The organism is Olsenella sp. KH3B4 (genome assembly GCA_900111695.1).
GTDB lineage: Bacteria > Actinomycetota > Coriobacteriia > Coriobacteriales > Atopobiaceae > Tractidigestivibacter.
Window position 1 is genome coordinate 64,972 of record FOHD01000010.1, and the last position, 20,010, is coordinate 84,981.

The 20,010-nt window shown below is 64.8% G+C and carries 17 protein-coding genes; 16 read left to right on the plus strand and 1 reads right to left on the minus strand.

Going from position 1 to position 20,010, the window contains the following annotated elements; translation table 11 throughout:
* Positions 1–64 precede the first annotated feature (64 nt).
* From lepA to BMX94_RS09365, 16 genes are all read left to right on the plus strand, one after another.
* Positions 65–1,876: a translation elongation factor 4 gene (lepA, locus tag BMX94_RS09290; protein WP_091005876.1), complete on the plus strand. Its 1,812-nt coding sequence runs from the start codon at positions 65–67 to the stop codon at positions 1,874–1,876.
* A gap of 131 nt (positions 1,877–2,007) precedes the next feature.
* Positions 2,008–2,946 (plus strand): tRNA dihydrouridine synthase, encoded by a 939-nt coding sequence (locus BMX94_RS09295; RefSeq protein WP_286160076.1) that lies wholly within the window; start codon positions 2,008–2,010, stop codon positions 2,944–2,946.
* A complete protein-coding gene (locus tag BMX94_RS09300; protein WP_286160077.1) occupies positions 2,936–4,216 on the plus strand; it encodes a coproporphyrinogen-III oxidase family protein in 1,281 nt (426 codons plus the stop codon). Before BMX94_RS09295 ends, BMX94_RS09300 begins: the two co-directional genes overlap by 11 nt.
* A 361-nt stretch (positions 4,217–4,577) precedes the next feature.
* Positions 4,578–5,066, plus strand: coding sequence for a deoxycytidylate deaminase (locus tag BMX94_RS09305; RefSeq protein ID WP_091005839.1), 489 nt, complete (start codon positions 4,578–4,580; stop codon positions 5,064–5,066).
* Positions 5,067–5,212: 146 nt separating this feature from the next.
* Positions 5,213–6,328, plus strand: coding sequence for a DnaJ domain-containing protein (locus tag BMX94_RS09310; protein WP_091005841.1), 1,116 nt, complete (start codon positions 5,213–5,215; stop codon positions 6,326–6,328).
* A 146-nt stretch (positions 6,329–6,474) separates the two neighbouring features.
* Positions 6,475–7,737: a molecular chaperone DnaJ gene (dnaJ, locus tag BMX94_RS09315; RefSeq protein ID WP_091005842.1), complete on the plus strand. Its 1,263-nt coding sequence runs from the start codon at positions 6,475–6,477 to the stop codon at positions 7,735–7,737.
* Positions 7,734–9,116, plus strand: a complete 1,383-nt coding sequence (locus BMX94_RS09320; protein ID WP_286160078.1) for a MiaB/RimO family radical SAM methylthiotransferase — start codon at positions 7,734–7,736, stop codon at positions 9,114–9,116. Before dnaJ ends, BMX94_RS09320 begins: the two co-directional genes overlap by 4 nt.
* Positions 9,117–9,228: 112 nt before the next feature.
* The gene (locus BMX94_RS09325; RefSeq protein WP_091005845.1) at positions 9,229–10,227 is read left to right on the plus strand and encodes a PhoH family protein; all 999 of its coding nucleotides are present in this window, start codon (positions 9,229–9,231) and stop codon (positions 10,225–10,227) included.
* The gene (gene ybeY, locus BMX94_RS09330) at positions 10,211–10,720 is read left to right on the plus strand and encodes an rRNA maturation RNase YbeY (RefSeq protein WP_091005847.1); all 510 of its coding nucleotides are present in this window, start codon (positions 10,211–10,213) and stop codon (positions 10,718–10,720) included. Before BMX94_RS09325 ends, ybeY begins: the two co-directional genes overlap by 17 nt.
* Positions 10,717–11,091, plus strand: coding sequence for a diacylglycerol kinase family protein (locus BMX94_RS09335; RefSeq protein WP_091005849.1), 375 nt, complete (start codon positions 10,717–10,719; stop codon positions 11,089–11,091). Before ybeY ends, BMX94_RS09335 begins: the two co-directional genes overlap by 4 nt.
* A gap of 45 nt (positions 11,092–11,136) precedes the next feature.
* On the plus strand, positions 11,137–12,054 hold the full coding sequence (gene era / locus BMX94_RS09340; RefSeq protein WP_091005851.1) for a GTPase Era: 918 nt from the start codon (positions 11,137–11,139) through the stop codon (positions 12,052–12,054).
* Between the two features lie 15 nt (positions 12,055–12,069).
* Complete coding sequence (recO, locus tag BMX94_RS09345) at positions 12,070–12,819, plus strand: DNA repair protein RecO (protein WP_091005853.1); 750 nt, start codon at positions 12,070–12,072, stop codon at positions 12,817–12,819.
* Positions 12,820–12,877: 58 nt separating this feature from the next.
* Positions 12,878–14,872: an NlpC/P60 family protein gene (locus BMX94_RS09350; RefSeq protein WP_091005855.1), complete on the plus strand. Its 1,995-nt coding sequence runs from the start codon at positions 12,878–12,880 to the stop codon at positions 14,870–14,872.
* A 205-nt stretch (positions 14,873–15,077) separates the two neighbouring features.
* Positions 15,078–15,356 carry a 30S ribosomal protein S15 gene (gene rpsO / locus BMX94_RS09355; RefSeq protein WP_032111731.1) on the plus strand — a complete coding sequence of 93 codons (279 nt, stop codon included), beginning with the start codon at positions 15,078–15,080 and terminating at the stop codon, positions 15,354–15,356.
* A gap of 170 nt (positions 15,357–15,526) precedes the next feature.
* Positions 15,527–17,800 (plus strand): polyribonucleotide nucleotidyltransferase, encoded by a 2,274-nt coding sequence (locus BMX94_RS09360; protein ID WP_286160079.1) that lies wholly within the window; start codon positions 15,527–15,529, stop codon positions 17,798–17,800.
* Between the two features lie 366 nt (positions 17,801–18,166).
* Complete coding sequence (locus BMX94_RS09365; RefSeq protein WP_218138481.1) at positions 18,167–19,735, plus strand: hypothetical protein; 1,569 nt, start codon at positions 18,167–18,169, stop codon at positions 19,733–19,735.
* Between the two features lie 39 nt (positions 19,736–19,774).
* Here the strand turns inward: BMX94_RS09365 and BMX94_RS09370 are convergent.
* Positions 19,775–20,010 (minus strand): ATP-binding protein (locus tag BMX94_RS09370; RefSeq protein WP_177171326.1); only part of this gene is annotated, 236 nt, incomplete at its 5' end.

Here is a 20,010-nt window from a genome sequence, read left to right on the forward strand (position 1 = left end):
TTTAGCTTCCATGATAAGCTTCGGCGCAGGCGAAACGTGCTCTGCATGCGCTATGATGTCTCGCATGAAGACGACAGACACCTCACACATCCGCAACTTCTCAATTGTTGCGCACATAGACCATGGCAAGTCGACCATCTCGGACCGCATCCTGGAGCTCACGCACACGGTGGACGAGCGCGACATGGCCGACCAACTCCTCGACACCATGGACATCGAGCGCGAGCGCGGCATCACCATCAAGTCGAACGCCGTGCGCGTGGTCTACGACGCCGACGACGGGGAGTCCTACCAGTTCAACCTCATCGACACCCCGGGGCACGTGGATTTCACGTACGAGGTGTCGCGCTCGCTCGCCGCCTGCGAGGGTGCCGTCCTGGTGGTTGACGCAACCCAGGGCGTGGAGGCCCAGACCGTCTCCAACGCCACCCTGGCGATGAACGCCAACCTGGACATTGTTCCCGCAATCAACAAGATCGACCTTCCCTCGGCGCATCCCGAGGAGGTCAAGAAGGAGATCGAGGAGGACCTCGCCATCCCGGCCGACGATGCGGTGCTCGTCTCGGGCAAGACCGGCGAGGGCATCCACGACCTTCTCGAGGCCATCGTCTATCTTGTCTCGCCGCCCAAGGGAGACGCAAAGGCGCCGCTCAAGGCCCTGATTCTGGATTCATATTTTGACGAGTACCGCGGCGTTGTGGCCACGGTGCGCGTCTTTGATGGCAGCATCAAGAAGGGCGACCACCTGCGCATGATGGCGCTTGGCGACACCTTCCTCTGCGATGGCGTGGGCTGCAAGCGCCCCCTCGAGACCCCGCTGGACGAGCTTGGCGTGGGCGAGGTGGGCTATGTGGTGACGGGCCTCAAGGACCCGGCCCTTGTGAAGACGGGTGACACCATCACCTACGAGGACCGCCCCTGCGCGGAGGCCTGCCCGGGCTACCACGAGGCAAAGCCCATGGTCTTCACGGGGCTTTTCCCCATCGACAACAAGCAGTACGAGAACCTGCGCGACGCGCTCGAGAAGCTCAAGGTGAACGACCCCTCGCTCATTTGGACTCCCGAGACGAGCGTTGCCCTGGGCTTTGGCTTTCGCGTGGGATTCCTTGGACTTCTCCACATGGAGGTCGTGAAGGAACGCCTCGAGCGCGAGTTTGGCCTCGACCTTATCGCCACGTCCCCCTCGGTTGACTACCACGTCTACAAGACTGACGGCGAGATGGTTGACATTACAAGCCCGCAGGACCTGCCCGACGTCACCCGCATCGATCACATTGAGGAGCCCTACCTCAAGGCCAAGGTCATCGTGCCCCCAGACTTCATGGGCGCCGTGATGCAGCTCGTGGTCGACCACCGTGGCGAGACGAGCGACATGGTCTATCTCTCGGAGAAGTCCGTGGAGATTCACTTTGACATCCCGCTGGCCGAGCTTATTCTCGACTTCTTTGACCAGCTCAAGAGCCGTACCAAAGGCTATGCCTCCCTCGACTACGAGATTGGCGACTACCGTACGAGCGACCTCGTAAAGCTGGACATTCTCCTTGCGGGCGAGGAGGTGGATGCTCTCTCGTTCATCGTCCCGCGCGACCGGGCCTACGACATGGCGAGAAGTCTCTGCGACAAGCTCAAGGAGATCATCCCGCGCCAGCAGTTCGAGGTCCCCATCCAGGGGGCTATCGGCAACAAGATCATCGCGCGCTCCACCGTGAAAGCCGTTCGCAAGGATGTTCTCGCCAAGTGCTACGGCGGTGACATCTCCCGCAAGCGCAAGCTCCTGGAGAAGCAGAAGGAGGGCAAGAAGCGCATGAAGTCCATCGGCTCCGTCGAGGTGCCGCAGGAGGCCTTCCTTGCCGTCCTCAAGGTGGATGACGAATGACGCCTTCGCAGGTTTTGGCCGAGTGGGGACCGGCGGCCGGTTTGGCTGCGGGACCAGCGGTTCTACCGGCTAAGTCTACACATGGAGATAGACTTGACCTCAAGTCAAGGTTTAGGGTTAACCCCTTTCTCATGGCCCCCATGGCGGGCGTCTCCGATGCGGCGTATCGCACCATGGCACGTGCGGGCGGCGCTGGGCTTGCATATACCGAGATGGTCTCGTGCGCTGGTCTGCACTATGGTGGCGAGAAGACCTGGGAGCTCGTCGAGCCGGCAGAGACGGAACCCGACATCGCCGTCCAGCTGTTTGGCTCCAAGCCCGAGCTTTTCCGTGAGGCCGCAGCATCTGTATGCGAGCGGCTGGGTGATCGCCTTGCCCTCATTGACATCAACATGGCTTGTCCCGTCCCCAAGGTGACCAAGAAGGGGGAAGGGTCGGCTCTGCTCGACAGTCCCGAGCTTGCGGCATCACTTGTCCGTTCGTGCATCGAAGGTGTTGACGGACGGGTTCCGGTAACGGTAAAGATTCGTCGCGGAAGGCGTATGGGCGAGGAGGTTGCTCCCGACTTCGCGCGTGCCATGGAGGCTGCCGGCGCCTCGGCCATCGCCGTGCATGGGCGCTTTGCCAACCAGCTCTATCACGGCGAGGCAGACTGGGGCTGCGTCGGCAGGGTTGCCAAGGCCGTGGGCGTCCCGGTCATAGGGTCCGGGGACGTCTCGTCTGCCCAGGCTGCGGTACGCATGCTTGCCGAGACCGGCGCTTCTGCCGTTATGGTTGCGCGAGGAAGCTACGGGAACCCCTGGGTATTTCGGGACGCCATGGCGCTGCGCTTGGGCGAGCGTCCCGCAATTCATGGCCCGCGCGAGAAGATTGCCGCGTTCCGCTGCCACGTGCGTCTGCTTGCCGCCACGGGTGCAAACCTTAAGCGAGCACGAAGCCTCGCGGGGTGGTATTTGCGCGGGATGCCTGAGGCGGCCCGTCTCCGCGGCATGGCGGTAACGTGTCTTACCCTCGAGGACTACCTTGCCGTAGCAGACGAAGCCGAGCGGATGCTTCTCGATGTCCAGTAGCGCTATGAGCTGCGAAGGTACAGGGTGGCGCGGCCGTCTCATCGCCGAAGGCGCCAATGCTCTGTACCTGCACGTGCCCTTCTGTGTTCAGAAGTGTGCATACTGCGACTTTGCCTCTTGGGCAACCCCTCGCGGAGACACGCTGCTTGCTCGCTACGCCCAGGCGCTGGGTAAGCAGGTAGAGGAAGCATCGCGGCTTGGGATGCTCGACCACTGCGAGACGCTCTATGTTGGCGGGGGCACGCCGTCGCTTCTGGGCGAGAACCTCGGGGGTCTCCTGCGGGTGGTCGGGTCCTGTGCACCCGAGCTCAGCGAGCTTACCTGCGAGGCAAACCCCGAGTCGCTTTCAGGCACCCTTCTCGACGATCTTGTTGAGGCGGGATGCACAAGGCTCTCCATGGGAGTGCAGAGCCTGTGCGACGGCGAGCTTTCCGAGCTTGGTAGGGTCCACGACGCCGCGCGTGCTCGCGATCGCGTTGTTGCCGCGCTTGCTCACGGGTTGAATGTATCGTGTGACCTGATGTGTGCGATTCCCCTCCAGACTGCCGAAAGCTGGCAGTCCACGCTTGAAGGCATCGTTTCGCTTGGGGTTGACCACGTGAGCGTCTATCCCCTCCAAATCGAGGAGGGAACTCCCCTGGGGCTAAAGGTGGGCGACGAGGAACCTGCGTGGAACTCGCCGGATGTCCAAGCCGACAGGATGACTCAGGCTCAAGCTGTGCTTGAGGGTAATGGTTTTCGCAGGTACGAGGTGGCAAGCTATGCTCGTTCGCCACAAAGTGAATGTCGTCACAACAAGGCCTACTGGACAGGGAAGCCGTACCTCGGGCTTGGCACTGGAGCTGCGTCAATGCTTACCCGCGAGGGTTACTTGAGGCTTATGGAGGTCTGTCCTCAACTTGGACCTTTACCTGAGTGTATGTCTCGAGTGCGTCTCAAGGTTCTTTCCAGTAGGCAGGAGATCGCCGAGGATCCCCAATTGCCCTCCCTTAAGTTCGAGGAAGAGTTCCTGACAGAGCGTCAGGCTGCTGCAGAGGACCTCATGCTGGGGGCACGGCTTGCGTCTGGCCTTGACGCGGGTCTCGTGGCCTACGCGCGCGACCTTCTCGGCCAATCTGTTGACGAGACGCTCGCCCGCCTTGTGCGCGAGGGCTACCTCAGTGACGCCCTTGCGCCTACCGAGAAAGGCTGGCTCTTGGGCAACGAACTCTATGGGGAGCTTTGGGACTTGGCCGATGGTTGTGAGACGCTTGTGAGGCGAAGCTCATAGCGAGGGTTTCGTGCGGAGTTTCTGCGGGGAATGCGCCCCGTGGCGCCAAATTGACGCCACTGCGAGGGTTTCGTACGCACTTGCTGCCAAAACACACCCTCCGGCGTCAAAACGGCGCCACAGCAGCGACTTCGTACGTTGTTGCTGCGGTAACGCGCCCTCTGGCGCCAGAATGACGCCACAGCGGAGTTCTCCGCAGCACCTGCCGGAGGCAAACCGCCCCCGGCGCCGCGGTGACCTCACGCCCGTCTGCACCCGCATCTACGTAAACACTTGATTTGTCGCCCCCGGCACGCCATGCTATGGCCAGCTGCGCATTTGCACTCCCCGCACGGGGGAGACCATGTAGAAAGGGAAGAGCATGGCTGGTGAGCGTACTGACGTCATTTCGTGGGACGAGTTCTTCATGCGCGTCGCCATTGCGGCGAGCCTGAGGAGCAAGGACCCCAGTACGCAGGTGGGCGCCTGCATTGCCGACACCAACCACAGGATTCTCTCCGTGGGCTACAACGGGACCCCTTCGGCCCTCGCCGATGCCGACTTCCCGTGGGGTACCTCGGTCGACCCTCTCCACGACAAGCACAGCTATGTCATTCACGCCGAGGCCAACGCCATTCTCAACTACCGCGGCTCGCTCAAGGACATGGCTGGCGCCACCGTCTACGTAACGCTCTTCCCGTGCCATGAGTGCGCGAAGACCCTTGTCCAGGCAGGCATCGGCGAGGTTGTCTACCTCGACGACAAGTACGATGGGACCGAGGACAATCTCATCTCGAAGCACGTCCTCGACGAGTGCGGCGTGACGTATCGCCCCATTGGCATCGACCTTTCCGCCGCCGCTCAGAGGTAGATGAGGCAAAGGGACTGTCCCTTTGCCTCACGTGGTAAATGCGTTGGGGCACGGTGCATCCTGTATAGAGTCGTTGCCTTCCGGCTACAATCGTGCGAAGTCGGACCCGTGGAGGGCCCGCCCCAAGCATCGGCAGGAGACTTCGCATGGCTTCGATGAACGACAAGGATTATTACGCCATTCTCGGCGTCGAGAAGGACGCCTCCACAGAGGGCATTCGCAAGGCCTTCCAGCAGAAGGCTCGCAAGCTTCACCCCGACGTCAACAAGGCGCCCGATGCAGAGGAGAAGTTCAAGGAGGTCTCGGAGGCCTACGCCGTCCTCTCTGACCCCGAGAAGCGCTCGCGCTACGACGCCATGCGCTCCGGCTCCCCGTTTGCTGGCGCGACGGGGTCGACCGGCTCCCCGTACGCAGGCGGCTACGGTGGGGGAGACCCCTTCGGTTGGGGCTTCCCCTTTGGCTCCTACGGGTATTCGCGTCGCGGCTCGACTGGCGGTCGCTCACGTTCGTACAACCCGCGCGTTGGCGCTGACGTCGTCTTTGACGTCACGCTCGATGCTTCCACTGCTGAGAAGGGCGGCAAGCGGGGCGTCACCTACCAGCGCTACGCCGCATGCGAGGTGTGCCACGGCAAGGGCTCCGTCCAGGCGGAGCACTCGGAGACCTGCCCAACCTGCCACGGCACGGGCCGCATCTCCGTTGACCTCACGGGACTCTTTGGCTTTGGCGTCATGGACATGGAGTGCCCGGAGTGCGAGGGTACCGGTCGCGTGGTCGCGGACCCCTGCGATGCCTGCGGAGGCTCGGGGCGCGTTCTCACAGCCAGCGAGGTTGTGGTGAACATCCCCGCCGGATCTCACGATGGTGACCTCATTCGTGTGAAGGGCATGGGCAACGCCGGCACCAACGGCTCCGCTGCCGGCGACTTTGTGTGCAGAGTCGTGGTGCCCGAGGAGCGGCTCAACCGCTACCAGGCAACCGGCTTCCAGATTCTTGGCTTCGACCTGCCGTTCCTCGTCTTTGGCGCAGTATCCGGGACGCTTTCCGGACTTCTCGCCTTCATCATCGTCATTGCGGCGGTTGGCATCGCCTTCCTGGTGCGCGGCGGCGGCCTCAAGAGCAATTCGCGCTGGTGGAGAAACGCTCTGGCCTCTCTGGGCAACGGGGCGACAAGTGGCCTCATCCTCGCGCTTCTCATGGTCTCCATGTTCTCCTGCACGGCGGCGGGCCCCGGCGTGAGGTACTACGGCTTCCTGTGGTAGCCTGCGTAAGCACGCATCGCCCGGCGATTCTCGCGTTCGCCGGGTATGCCTTTGGGTAGAGAAAGACCTTGTACGCGCCGCCAAGGCGGCGTTTTTGTCTGCAGGCTTGCCCCGGGGGTCGGGGCGATTTCGGGAGTTTGGTGAGAGTGGAATCGAAGAAGGACTACTACGAGGTCCTTGGCGTGCCTCGTGACGCGGACGCAAAGACGATCAAGCGGGCGTTTCTCAAGAAGGCACGGGTGCTTCACCCCGACGTCTCCGACGACCCCAACGCAGAGGAGAAGTTCAAGGAGGTCAACCAGGCCTACTCGGTCCTCTCTGACGAGCGCAAGCGTGCGAACTACGATCGCTATGGCGACGAGAACGGCCCTGCCGGATTTGGCTCCGACTACGTCGACATGTCCGACATCTTCAACGGCTCCGGCTTTGGCATCAACGACATCTTCGACTCGTTCTTTGGCGGTGGCGCCTCCGGCGGTGCGGGTGCCCGCGCTGCTCGCACGCGTGGGCGGGACATGGGCATCCGTCTCACGGTGACCCTTGCCGAGGCCGCCGCCGGCGTCACCAAGACGCTCGCCTACGACCGCCTTGCCCCCTGCGACGACTGCGGCGGCACGGGCGTTGCCGAGGGTGGCCACGAGCGCACCTGCGACCGCTGCCACGGCACCGGTCGCGTCATCGAGGTCCAGCGCACCATCTTTGGCCAGATGCAGACGCAGACCACGTGCCCCGTGTGCCACGGCTCGGGCAAGGTCGTCGACAAGCCCTGCGAGACCTGCGGGGGTCAGGGCCGCACCCCCTCGCGGGAGACCGTCGAGGTCAAGGTCCCTGCCGGCGTCCACTCCGGCCAGACCATCCGCGTGGCGGGCAAGGGCGAGGCGGGCGTCCGCGGAGACGCCTCGGGCGACCTGGTCGTGAGCATCGAGATCGCCCAGGACGAGCGCTTCGAGCGCCAGGGAGACGACCTCTACACCACGGTCCGCGTGGATGCGCTCCAGGCCATCGTGGGTACCACGGTGACGGTCGACGGCATCATGAAGGGCGAGCGCGTCAAGGTCGAGGTTCCCGCCGGCTGCCAGTACGGGCAGCAGATCAGGGTCGAGCGCCGCGGCATGCCGCGCCAGGGCATGATCTCCCGCGGCAGCCTCATCGCCGTAGTCCAGGTTGTGGTTCCAACTGACCTCGACAAGCGCCAGCTGCTCGACATCGCCGGCATTGTTGCGGAGCGCACCCTTGGCGAGAAGAACGATTCCTCCCCAGCCGAGACGCGCGCCGAGGAGGAGGGCGACTCTCCCGCGAGGGACGAGGAGGCCGAGCACCTTGCCGGCGAGCGCTGGTCGGCGCCAAAGAATCCCTTCAAGGACAACAGGCGTAAGCCCCGCTCGCGCGGCAAGGGCGGACGCAGGTGAGCGGCGGTTACTCGGAGGAACTGGAGCCGCGTGACGGTGCGGGCGCTTCCGGCGAGCTCCGCTCCCGCGTCCAACGACCCTCCGTCGCCTATGTGAACCTTGGCTGCCGCGTCAACCGCGTCGAGACGGACCTCATTGCCGACGAGCTATCGCGCGCCGGCCTCGCGGTCTCTGCCGAGGACGAGGCCCAGGCGGTGGTCATCAACACCTGCGCCGTGACGGCGGAGGCAGAGGCCAAGGCGAGAAAGGCCGTGCGCCATGCGGCGTCGCTTCCGCAGGCTCCGCTCGTGGTGGCTACCGGCTGCGTGGCAAACCTCTTCGCAGACGAGCTCTCTGCCCTCGCGCCCAACGTGATGGTTGAGCGGGACAAGTCGCGCGTTCCTGCAACCGTCCTCGAGGGCCTGGGCAACGGCGCGCTGGCCGTGGGGGACGACGGCGAGCTTCTCGCCTCCGCCGCGCCCGCCTCAACGCCTACGCCTACCGGACGCACGAGGCCGGGCATCAAGATCCAGGACGGCTGCGACAACCGCTGCACCTACTGCATCGTGTGGAAGGCGAGAGGGGCGTCGCGTTCCATCGACGCGGCGCGCGTCCGCGAGCTTGTGCTGCGCTCTTTGGGGCGTGGTGCCAGCGAGGTCGTGCTCACGGGCATCAACCTTGGCGTCTATCGCTCGCTTTTGCCAGACGGTCGCGAGGTTGGGCTCCCCGGGCTTCTCGCATGGCTCCTTGAGACCACAGACGTTGGCCGCATCAGGCTCTCCTCCATCGAGCCGCCCGACGTCAACGACGAGCTCCTCTCGACCATGGCCACTTCAAACGGCCGAGTTGCGCCCTTCCTGCACATCTGCCTGCAGTCGGGCTGCGACGCAACGCTCCGGCGTATGGCGCGTGCCTACGACACGGCGTTCTTCCGCGCCGCAGTCGAGCGTGCCCACGAGCTTCTGCCCCAGGCATCCCTGGGGACCGACCTCATCGTAGGCTTTCCTGGCGAGACGGACGAGGAGTTCGAGCAGTCGCTCTCGTTCTGTCGCGAGATGGGCTTCTCGCGTATGCACGTCTTTAGGTACTCGCGGCGTCCGGGGACGCCGGCTGCGGCTGCGGAAGGCCAGGTGGACCCTCACGTCATGGCCTCGAGGAGCGCACGTGCGCGGGAGCTTGCCCGCGAGCTCCGCGCACGGGAGGCGGCGCGTCTCGTCGGCATGGACGACCTCGTCTGCGTGCAGGCTCCGCTGCACGGAGTCTCCGGTGGCCTCTTTGACGTCACGCTGGACGCCGAGGTCCCCGTCGACGCGATCGTTCCCGTGCGCATGACGGGCGTCTCGCCAGATGGCACGACGCTCCTGGGGCATGTGTGCTCGCAGGGGGAGCGCGCCCTGTGACGTGCCCCACGTCACCCGTTTGGCTATGATTGGTTTCTGTGGCAGCGCGGCTTCAGGCCGCGCGAGGCTCCCAACTGTAAGTTACGTACGCCTGCGTCAAGCCCGGAGGAGCATGGAACCCACTCGAGTTCGCCTTACGATTCCCGACACCGTTGACCCCACGGCCCTCATGGGTCCGGCTGACAGTCACCTGCGCCGCATCGAGGGCGCCTTCGAGGACGCGATGGTCGTCGTCCGCGGCAACCAGGTCCTCATCGTTGGCCCGGCGGAGCAGGTCGAGCAGGCGACCTCGGTCTTCTCGCAGCTCATCAAGACTGTCGAGGGGGGAGAGATTCCCACCTCCGACGAGGTCGACATCCTCGTCGGCCAGGTGACGCATGGGGCGCGGCGCGGCCGCGAGGGCGCGGGCAGCGTGATTCTCAGCCATCACGGGCGGCAGGTGCGGCCAAAGACGGTCGGCCAGCGCCGCTACGTGGAGGCCATTCGCTCGAACGCCATCACCTTTGGCGTGGGGCCGGCGGGCACGGGAAAGACCTACCTTGCCATGGCGATGGCGGTGGCCGCCCTCAAGCGACACGAGGTGAGCCGCATCGTGCTCACGCGGCCGGTCGTCGAGGCTGGGGAGTCGCTGGGCTTCCTTCCCGGCACGCTCGAGGAGAAGCTCGACCCCTACGTGCGGCCGCTGTATGACGCCCTGCTCGACATGGCTGACGCCGAGAAGGTCGCCACCTACATGGAGCAGGGGACCATCGAGATTGCCCCGCTCGCCTTCATGCGCGGGCGCACCTTCAGCGACGCCTTTGTCATCCTGGACGAGGCCCAGAACACGACGCCCCAGCAGATGAAGATGTTCCTCACTCGCATGGGCTTCTCGTCCAAGTTTGTCGTCACGGGCGACGCCACGCAGCGCGACCTTGTGGGTCCCGGTGGCCTGGACCAGGCGCGCGAGGTCCTCTCCGACATCGACGGCATTGAGTTCGTGGACCTCGATCGCAATGACGTCGTGAGAAACGCCCTGGTCGCACGGATCGTTGACGCATACGATCGTGCGGCTGGGAAGGGCGGTGCCAAAGCCCCCGGAAAGGAAGACGGCCATGGCAAACGAGTATGACATCACGGCCGACGAGGGCATGAGCGCTCCCATAGCCGAGGACGAGATTCGTGCCGACCTCGACCGCGTGCTTGCCGAGGAGGGCGTGACCCGCGACTGCCTGGTGTCCGTCTCGATTGTGGGGGACGAGCGCATCCGCGAGCTCAATGCCGAGTGGCGCGGGCGCGACACGGCGACGGACGTCATCTCGCTCGAATGCGAGCGGCCGGACGATCCCGACCTCGCGCCGGGGGAGCCCTGCGAGCTGGGCGACATCGTCCTTGCGCCCAACTACATTGCCCGCCAGGCGGAGCGTTTTGGCACCACGCCCGCCGACGAGTTCCGCCTGCTCCTCGTCCACGGCACCCTGCACCTGCTTGGCTACGACCACCTCGAGGACGATGAGGCCGAGGTCATGGAGGCCCGCGAGGACGCCCTGCTCGCCCTTCTCCCGCATGACGGCGCGTCGCAGCCCGTCACGCTCACCAGGCACCGCAAGGGGGTAGACGAGTGATTCCCGGGTCGAAGAACGACCACCCGTCGTTTCGCAAGAGCTTCCTCTTCGCCATCCAGGGCTTCAGGACGGCGGTGCGCACCGAGCGAAACATCAAGGTGATGATCGGTGGCGGCATTGGCGCCATCATGGCTGGATTCATTGTGGGTCTCGACCCTCTGAGTTGGGCCATCGTACTCGTATGCTGCGGCGTCGTGATCTCGGCGGAGCTCCTCAACACAGCCGTCGAGACTGTGGTCGACCTTGTCTCGCCGGAGTTCCACCCGCTTGCTGGTCGGGCCAAGGACATTGCCGCGGCAGCCGTGTGGGTGCTTTCGGTGCTCGTGGCCGTGGTGGGCATCATTGTCTTCGCCAACGCGATCTTTTTCTAGAATGAGACAAAGGGACAGTCCCCATGTCTCACCGAGGAGTGGCACGTGGAAAACAACAACGACAACGCAACTTTCAGAAGTGGCTTCGTGGCCCTCGTGGGAAGGCCAAACGTGGGCAAGTCCACCCTGGTCAACGCCTGCATGGGCGAGAAGGTCGCCATCACGAGCCCCGTGGCGCAGACCACCCGCAAGCGCCTCCGCGCCGTGGTGAACACCCCCAGTTCCCAGCTCGTGATCATCGACACGCCCGGCCTCCACAAGCCCAAGGACAGCCTTGGCAAGGAGCTCAACCAGGCTGCCCTCGCCGAGCTTGCCGACGCTGACGTGGTCGCCTTCCTCGTCGACGCGACAAAGCCCGTTGGCACCGGTGACGCCTGGGTTGCGCGTCATGTCGACGGCTCCGAGGCGGACTTCAAGCTTCTGGTGATAACCAAGGCCGACAAGGCCACACCCGAGCAGGTCTCCTCCCAGCTCGCAGCCGCACGCGAGCTCGCGCACTTCGACGACGAGCTGGTCATCTCCGCGCGCGAGGGGTTCAACGTCGACTCGTTCGTGAGGCTCGTCTCCGCCCATCTGCCCGAGGGACCCAAGTGGTTCCCTGACGACATGGACACCGACGCCACGCCCGAGGACCTCGTCGCCGAGTTCGTGCGCGAGAAGCTCTTCCTCAACCTCCGTCAGGAGGTGCCGCACTCCATCGGTGTGATCTGCGACGACATCGAGTACGCCAAGGATGGCCACGCGTCCGTCACGGCAACGGTGCTCGTGGAGCGCGAGGGCCAGAAGGGCATCGTCGTTGGCAAGGGCGGTTCGATGATCAAGCTCGTGGGCACCGAGGCCCGCCGGGACATCGAGCGCCTGCTTGGCTGTAAGGTCTACCTGGACCTCTCCGTGCGCGTGCAGCCCCAGTGGCGTCGCGATGCCAACGAGATCCGCCGCCTTGGCTACAGCGCCGAGGACTAGGAGAGCGAGAAGCCCATGGCAGGTCGGCGCACCCGCCGCACGCGTGGCATCGTGCTCGACCATGTCAAACTTGGCGAGCAGGACCTTATCGTGACGCTGCTCACGGCGGACGGCGCCCAGGCGCGAGCCGTCGCGAAGGGCGCCCGCAAGCCGGGGGGCCGCCTTGCGGCGCGTGTGGAGCTCTTCTCCGAGACGGACTTCCTCCTGGCTTCTGGGAGGAGCCTCGACATTGTCTCCGAGGCGACCCTCGTCGACCCTCACGAGGGGCTGCGTGGAGACCTCGAGCGCGTGAGCGCCGCCTCCGCAGCCTGTGAGGTTGCCCGCCTCACGTCCTTTGAGGACGCCGAGGACCCCTTCGTGTACCCGCTGCTCTCGCGCACGCTGAGGGGCTTCGAGGAGGCTCCTGACCAACCCCGGCTCGACCTATCAGTTGCCGCCTACGTCTTCAAGGCGCTTGCCCACGAGGGGTGGCGGCCAGAGCTCGACCACTGCATCGCGTGCGGAGACCCGTTGCCCCTGTGGTTCTCGGCGGCTGCAGGCGGCGCCCTCTGCGAGAGCTGCGCGCGCGAGGTTCCGGGGGCAGAGCCCGTCTCGCCGTCTCAGATTTCCTGGATACGGGCGCTTATTAGGTCAACGTTTGACCAGCTCCTTGCCGCAGACGTCACGCCCGAGTGCGCCCTGTGGCTCTTGGGGTGCGCACACAGCTGGGCGGCCACCCACCTCGACGCGCGACTTCGTGCGTTTGAGTTCATGCTTGCGCTGTGACCATGCGCTCGTGCGCTACACTGGGCGTCAGCACACATCTACAGGAAGGTGACCGCGCATGCCGCTCGACCGAAACAAGAGAAAAAACGCCGCTGCCTTAGCCTGCATGCTCGGCCTCGCCCTTGTCGCCTCGCCGGTCTCCGCGCTGGCCGAGGGCGTTGGCGGGGCTGGCGGCGGGGACACCCCCTCCGTGGCCGTGGCGGCCTCGGAGGCCGTGCCGTCCGCGTCTGGCCTGGGGCAGGACGGCGCCGAGGGCACGTCGCCCGAATCGTCGAGCCAGGGCGTCGCCCCATCCGGGGGCTACGGTGCCCACGACCACCCCTCAGCGAACGTCGAATCGCAGGCACCCGCCATGGCAACGCCTCCCCAACCGAGCGCCGCCGGCAACCCGGATTCCCCATCCGATGAAGGCGCGACCCCGGAGGCCGCCCAAGAGCGGAGGGATGACAGCGGATCGGCGGCCCCGTCCGCGGGCGCGACGCGGGGCGGGGGCGAGAAGGAGCCATCGGCCCATGGCACCCCGGACGCCATGGGCGATGCGGCAAGCGGCGCCCCAGACACGCAGGCGGAGGCATCGTCCGGCGCAGCCGCGTCGGCTGCCCCAGGCGTTCCGACCGCCACAGCCGTCCCAGCCGCGCCGGCTGTCCCGGCGGACGAGCGGCGGGGCCCCGATGCGCCGGCGGTTGGGTCCGGGGCCAAGGAGGAGCTCGCCCGGGTACGCGTCTGGCGTCTCTATAACCGCTGGACGGGCGAGCATCTCTACACCACGGACGAGAGGGAGTACAACTCCCTGCCCGCGTACGGTTGGGTTCAGGAGGAGAGCGCGTGGATGTCTCCCGCCACGTCGGAGTCAGTCACGTACCGCCTCTACAACCCCTACAGCGGCGACCACCTCTACACCACGGACAGGGGCGAGTACGACGGCCTGGGTGCCACAGGGTGGAAGCAGGAGGGGGTCTGCTGGTACGGGTCGGCCTCCGACGGCACGCGCGTGTACCGCCTCTTCAACCCCTTTGCCGTGACCGGCACCCACCTCTATACGACGAGCGCGGGGGAGAGACTCGGCACGACGGGTGACGGCTGGCGCTACGAGGGCATCGCCTGGTATGGCCTGGATCTGGGTCCGCTTGCGCCCGAAGCCCTGCAGTCCGGTTGGGTGAGCTCTGGGAACGAGAGATTCTACGGCAAGGAGGATGGCGCGTGGGCCACTGGCTGGCAGACGGTCGACGGCGCCCGGCGCCACTTCGACGAGAGGGGACGCGTCTCCCATGGCGTCGATGACGTCGATGGAACGCTGTACGACTTCGACTCCAACGGCGTCCCCCAGACGGGATGGCAGAACCTCTCCAGGCATTGGTACTTCTTCGACTCCTCGACGGGCGCGCTGAGGAAGGACGGCTGGCTGGACTATGCCGGCTCCACCTACTATCTCGACACCGATTCCGGCGCCATGGTCACCGGCTGGCGCAAGGTCGACGGCGTCTGGCGCTGGTTCGACGGCAGTGGCGCCTGCGACAAGGTCGGCTACCAGGTGAGATGGGGCAGCCTCCGCGTGAGCAACCGCACGGTCGTGCTGCCCTCCTACACGAGGGGGAGCTGGTGGAGCTACGTCAAGCCCAACCGCATCTCGGCATCCGCAACGAGGTCGCAGATCATCGAGGCCTTCATCGCCTCCGCCTACGACTACTGGGGTTCGAGGTGGGTTGACAACCACGCCTCGTATCCCGGTGACGAGATCGACTGCTCGGGACTTGTGATGGAGGCCCTCTATTCGTGCGGCATGAGTCTCGACGGCATAGGCGGCCGGGACTTCAACCCCTACAGCAAGTACTACTGGAACCATCACTTTGCCAACACGTGGCGGCAGCGTCAGGTGTTCCAGCCCATTGGCGTCAACGACGTCGAGCGCGGAGACATCATCTACTACAACGGACACGTGGCCATCTACCTTGGCGGTGGCCTGATAATCGAGTCGACGCCCTACTACAACGTTCGCGTGTCGAGTATGTACAGCTACCGCATCCTCGGGGCGGCCCGTCCGTTCACGAAGTAGGCGGGCGCCAGAGGCGGCCCCGCGCGAACCCGCGCGAGCCGCGCGAGCACTGCGGCCGCCTCCCATGTTGCGTTTCTATGTACGTGCGCGACGTGGCAGGCGGCGTGCTATCATACCTAGGTCATTACCCCGCACCTAGCGGCCCGCCAACTGCCTGGCGACCGTCCCGGTCCGGGGCGCATCCAAAGAACGAAAGGGGTTCCACATGGCAGTCACCAAGGAGCGCAAGGCCGAGCTCATCAAGCAGTACGGCAAGGACGAGAAGGACTCCGGCTCCGCCGCCGTCCAGGTTGCCCTGCTCACCGAGCGCATCAAGGGCCTCACCGAGCACATGAAGTCCCACAAGAAGGACTTCCACACCCGGCGCGGCCTGCTCATGCTCGTCGGCAAGCGTCGTCGCCTGCTCTCCTACATCAAGGCCCAGGACATCGAGGAGTATCGTTCCCTCATCAAGAGCCTCGGCATCCGCGACAACATCCAGTAAGTGTTCTAAGGGGGCGCCTGCGGGCGCCCCTTGCTTGTGCGCCCAAGAGAAGCGAGGGCGCGCCGCGGGCGTGCGATGCGTCGCACACGCTTTTCTCGTCCCTGCGCACGGTGCGGGGGCCCGCAAGACGGCCCGCCTGCAATGGGGCAGGCGGAGATAAGAGGAAACGTATGACAAAGGTTACACACGAGTTCGACCTCTACGGAAAGCACTACGCTCTCGAGGCGGGCGAGCTCGCAAAGCAGGCCACGGGCGCCTGCCTGGTGAAGTGCGGGGACTCCACCGTCCTCGTGACCGCCGTGGTCTCGAAGGAGCGCAAGGACTACGACTTCTTCCCCCTGACGGTCGACTTCATCGAGAAGATGTACGCCGTGGGCCGCATCCCCGGCGGATACCTCAAGCGCGAGGCAAGGCCCTCCGAGAAGGCCACCCTCACCTCCCGTATGATCGACCGCCCGCTGCGTCCGTCCTTCCCCGACGGCTTCCGCAACGAGGTGCAGGTCGTCGCCACCCCGCTTGTGGCGGATCAGATCCACTCCGTTGACACCATCTGCGTGATGGGCGCAAGCGCCGCCCTCACCGTTGGCGGCGTGCCCTTCGAGGGGCCGCTTGCCTGCGTGCGCATCGGCCGCAACCCCGAGACCGGCGAGTTCCTCGTCAACCCCACCTACGAGGAGCGCGACACCTCCGACCTCGACCTCGAGCTGGCTGGCTCGTCCACGTTCATCTCCATGCTTGAGGCCGGTGCCAAGGAGATCAGCGAGGAGGACATGCTGGCCGCCATGGCGTTTGGCCAGGAGGCCATTGCCGCCTTCTGCGAGGAGGAGAAGAAGTTCTTCGCCAAGTGGGAGGAGGCCAACGGCCCCATCGTCAAGAAGGAGTACGTCCTCGACGAGCCCACCCCCGAGGTTCACGACCGCATCTTCGCGCACTTTGACGAGATGAGCGCCGCCCTCAAGGACGCCGACAAGCTCTCCCGCATGGGCAAGGTCGAGGCCCTCAAGGAGTCCATCAAGGCCGAGTTCACCGAGGACGAGCAGGCTCAGTGGAGCCGCGCCATTGCCGTCGAGCTCAAGGGCCTCGAGAAGCACGCCATGCGCAAGATGGTCGTTGAGACCGGCGAGCGCGTCGACGGCCGTACCCCCACCGAGATTCGCCCGATCATGGTCAAGCCCGACTACCTGCCCCTGGTCCACGGCTCTGGCCTCTTCCAGCGTGGCCAGACCCAGGTGCTCTCCATCTGCACCCTGGGCATGCTCAACGAGTGGCAGCGCCTCGACACCATCGAGCCCGTCGATGGCAAGCGCTACATCCACCACTACAACTTCCCGCCCTTCTGCACCGGCGAGACTGGCCGCATGGGCAGCCCCAAGCGCCGCGAGATCGGCCACGGTGCCCTTGCCGAGCGTGCGCTTCTCCCGGTGATTCCCTCCGAGGAGGAGTTCCCCTACACCATCCGCGTGGTCTCCGAGGTCATGGAGTCCAACGGCTCCAGCTCGATGGCCTCCACCTGCGGCTCCACGCTCGCGCTCATGGACGCCGGCGTGCCCATCAAGCGCCCCGTCTCCGGCGTTGCCATGGGCCTCATCCAGGAGGAGGGCAAGACCGTCGTCCTCACCGACATCCAGGGCCTCGAGGACTTCCTCGGTGACATGGACTTCAAGGTGACGGGCACCACCAAGGGCATCACCGCCATGCAGATGGACAACAAGGCCACCGGCCTCACGCCCGAGATCCTGCGCAAGGCCCTCATGCAGGCCCACGAGGGTCGCATGTTCATCCTCGACAAGATGCTCCAGCAGATCCCCGCGCCGCGCGAGCACGCCAAGGACACCGCCCCCCAGATCATCAGCCTCCAGATCCCCACGGACAAGATCCGCGACGTCATCGGCTCCGGCGGCAAGGTCATCCGTGGCATCCAGGAGGACACCGGCGCCACGGTCGACATCCAGGAGGACGGCACCGTCTTCATCGCCGGCACCAACGGCGCTGGCGAGGCCGCTGCCGAGCGCATCAAGGCCATCGTGAAGGTTCCCGAGGTAGGGGAGGAGTACACCGGCCGCGTCGTGGGCATCCAGCCATTCGGCGCCTTCGTCGAGCTCCTGCCCGGCAAGGACGGCCTGCTCCACATCTCCCGCGTCGCCAAGGGTCGCGTCGACAAGGTCGAGGACGTGCTCAACATCGGCGACGAGGTCCGCGTGAAGGTCCTCGAGGTCGACGAGAAGGGCAAGATCTCCCTCGACCGCCTCGACAAGCCCGAGGCACCTGCAGGCTCCGGCCACAATGGCCACGGCGAGTCCAACGGCGGCGAGCGTCCCGAGCGTTCTGGCGAGCGCCGTACCCGTGCTCGTCGTCACCCCGGTGACCGCGGCGAGGGAACCGGCCGCGGCAATGGTGGCGAGGGCGGCGAGAAGCGCCAGCCGCGCCGTCACCACGAGGCGTAGCCAAGAGCTGCTACATCGAGTTTTTGCGGGCGGCATCCACACCGGGTGTCGCCCGTTCTTTCTTCTCGCTGCATACGCCGAACGACTGGCGTGCTGTGTCCTTGCGTGTTTGGCGTGCCCTGGAAACATGGGGGCGGAGTCGGTGAGTAGAGCCGTTGAGAAGAAATTCGACACATAACGGTGTCCAGGTAACTCATTCCGTCCATTTCCTTCTCGGCAGAGCTTGGTGAACTCGAAGGAGCCTGGCGCGAAGTAGGCCGCTATGGTCGCTATGACAGAAGCGTCTTTCGGGTTTTTGCTGAAAAACGCCTTAGTGTGCTCTACCATCATGCTCAGTTGTCAGTGGGTTTGAGAGGAAGTGGTTGGATGAGCCCAAAGGTTAGGGGAGTGCTTTTCTGTGGCGTTCTATCCGCGGCTCTCGCGGTTGTACCTCTGTCTGCCGTTGCAGAGGAGATCGAGGCAGCGGGAGCGCGGGCATCGGAGACGGCCGTCTTGGCCCCTCAAGACGGTTCTTCTGACGCTTCGCAGCTAACTGTCGCAGCAGATGCGACTACACCCGTTGTGAAGACCGGTGAGGATAACCAGTCAGAGGCAAACGTCGCGCAACAGAGTTCGGTCTCCGACGAGGTTAAGCCAGCAAAGGAAGCCGATAGCTCGACTGGTCTCGTGAATGGGGAATCGGCTCCTGGAACCGAGACGGGAAACGACAAGAACGAGACTGCGGTAACAGATGTCGATTCGAAGACGACGGCAGACGCCTCCGCAGGGTCATTGGATTCCGCTGCCGAGGATGCCTCTGAAACCCCATCCGATGAGACTGACCCCGTCGATGAGACCGTTTCGGAAGCCGACGTCCCCGCTCAGAACGTCTACCGTCTCTATAACCCCTATTCTGGCGAGCACCTCTACACCGCTGGGCTTGACGAGGCCAAGGGGCTGGTGGGTTATGGCTGGGCTTGGGAGGGCGTGGGCTGGGTCTCTCCAACTTCCACGGGCAACCCCGTCCTCAGGCTCTACAATCCCTACAACGGCGAGCACCTGTATACGCTCTCGGAGGACGAGGCCTCTGGCCTCGCTTCCTTGGGTTGGCGCCGAGAGGGAACCGCATGGCTTTCGGGTGGTTCGCTTGGGGTACTGCGGGAGTTCAACCCGTATGCGACGGTTGGAACTCACAACTACACGCTCAGCTCCGCTGAGGACGAATGGCTTGGGACCATCGGGTGGCGGCGCGAGGGCTCCACGTGGTCATCCCTCAATCGAGCGTCTCTCGAAGTCACGCCCTTCTGGGCAACGGGACCGTCTGGGCGCTGGTGGGTTCAGCGCAACGGCTCCTTTGCCTCTGGTCGCGTTGTCGAGCCAAACGAGGACGGTAATCCCGGCATCCGCGCCTACGCTACTTCCTCCAATGGACACGTCGTTCGTGGTGTTGAAGCAGTCGGCAACCGTACCATAGTGGCTGATGCCAAGACTGGCGCACTGCCCAGCGTAGAGGGTTGGTGGAAGTCCTCCGCTCCCACGGGTTGCGACCAGTGGTACATGATGGCCAAAGGGTCCGACGGAGTCCCCTACGCAAAGACAGGGAGGTTCGAGGACGGTGGCTCCGCCTACTATGGCATTCCAGGCGAGGGGCACATTCTCGTCGGCCGGCTGAGGAGCGGCAATGGCTACCTTCTCACGAATGGCAGCGGACAGCTCTTCGAGTCTCCCGGATTCTCCTGGATTCAGGCAGCGGGGGACCCTGGCGTTTCGCTCTACCGCATTGGCGGATACTGCGCGGGTGGTCTTGTCGGGGCGCGTGCAGACGGCATGTTTTCCGATGGTGACAACCGGTTCTACGCAGATCCGTCTTCCGGGCGAATTCGTACCAGCAGCGTATTCTATGCGAACGGTGTGTTTCGTCAAGAGAATTTGAGCAAAAAGAGCATCGGATATTGAGCAGCCTGAGCATCGGAGGCGCGCACGCTTTTTGAGCGGCTAGCTCTCCTGCATGAGGGCATGGCGGACGCGGTAGGACTCGCCGCGGAACTGGATGAGCCTCCCGTGGTGGACGATGCGGTCGATCACGGCGGCGGCCATCTGGTCGTCCCCGAACACCGACCCCCACCTGCTGAACTCCAGGTTCGTGGTGATTACCACCGACTGCCTCTCGTATGCGTCGGCGAAGACCTGGAAGAGCAGCCTCGCCCCGTCCGCGTCGAGCGGGAGAAACC

What these genes read in the sequence shown, in the direction of transcription:
- lepA (WP_091005876.1), top strand. Translation starts at nt 65, where the DNA reads ATGAAGACGACAGACACCTCACACATCCGCAACTTCTCAATTGTTGCG.
- BMX94_RS09295 (WP_286160076.1), top strand. Translation starts at nt 2,008, where the DNA reads ATGGCCCCCATGGCGGGCGTCTCCGATGCGGCGTATCGCACCATGGCA.
- BMX94_RS09300 (WP_286160077.1), top strand. Translation starts at nt 2,936, where the DNA reads ATGTCCAGTAGCGCTATGAGCTGCGAAGGTACAGGGTGGCGCGGCCGT.
- BMX94_RS09305 (WP_091005839.1), top strand. Translation starts at nt 4,578, where the DNA reads ATGGCTGGTGAGCGTACTGACGTCATTTCGTGGGACGAGTTCTTCATG.
- BMX94_RS09310 (WP_091005841.1), top strand. Translation starts at nt 5,213, where the DNA reads ATGGCTTCGATGAACGACAAGGATTATTACGCCATTCTCGGCGTCGAG.
- BMX94_RS09325 (WP_091005845.1), top strand. Translation starts at nt 9,229, where the DNA reads ATGGAACCCACTCGAGTTCGCCTTACGATTCCCGACACCGTTGACCCC.
- ybeY (WP_091005847.1), top strand. Translation starts at nt 10,211, where the DNA reads ATGGCAAACGAGTATGACATCACGGCCGACGAGGGCATGAGCGCTCCC.
- recO (WP_091005853.1), top strand. Translation starts at nt 12,070, where the DNA reads ATGGCAGGTCGGCGCACCCGCCGCACGCGTGGCATCGTGCTCGACCAT.
- BMX94_RS09350 (WP_091005855.1), top strand. Translation starts at nt 12,878, where the DNA reads ATGCCGCTCGACCGAAACAAGAGAAAAAACGCCGCTGCCTTAGCCTGC.
- rpsO (WP_032111731.1), top strand. Translation starts at nt 15,078, where the DNA reads ATGGCAGTCACCAAGGAGCGCAAGGCCGAGCTCATCAAGCAGTACGGC.
- BMX94_RS09360 (WP_286160079.1), top strand. Translation starts at nt 15,527, where the DNA reads ATGACAAAGGTTACACACGAGTTCGACCTCTACGGAAAGCACTACGCT.
- BMX94_RS09365 (WP_218138481.1), top strand. Translation starts at nt 18,167, where the DNA reads ATGAGCCCAAAGGTTAGGGGAGTGCTTTTCTGTGGCGTTCTATCCGCG.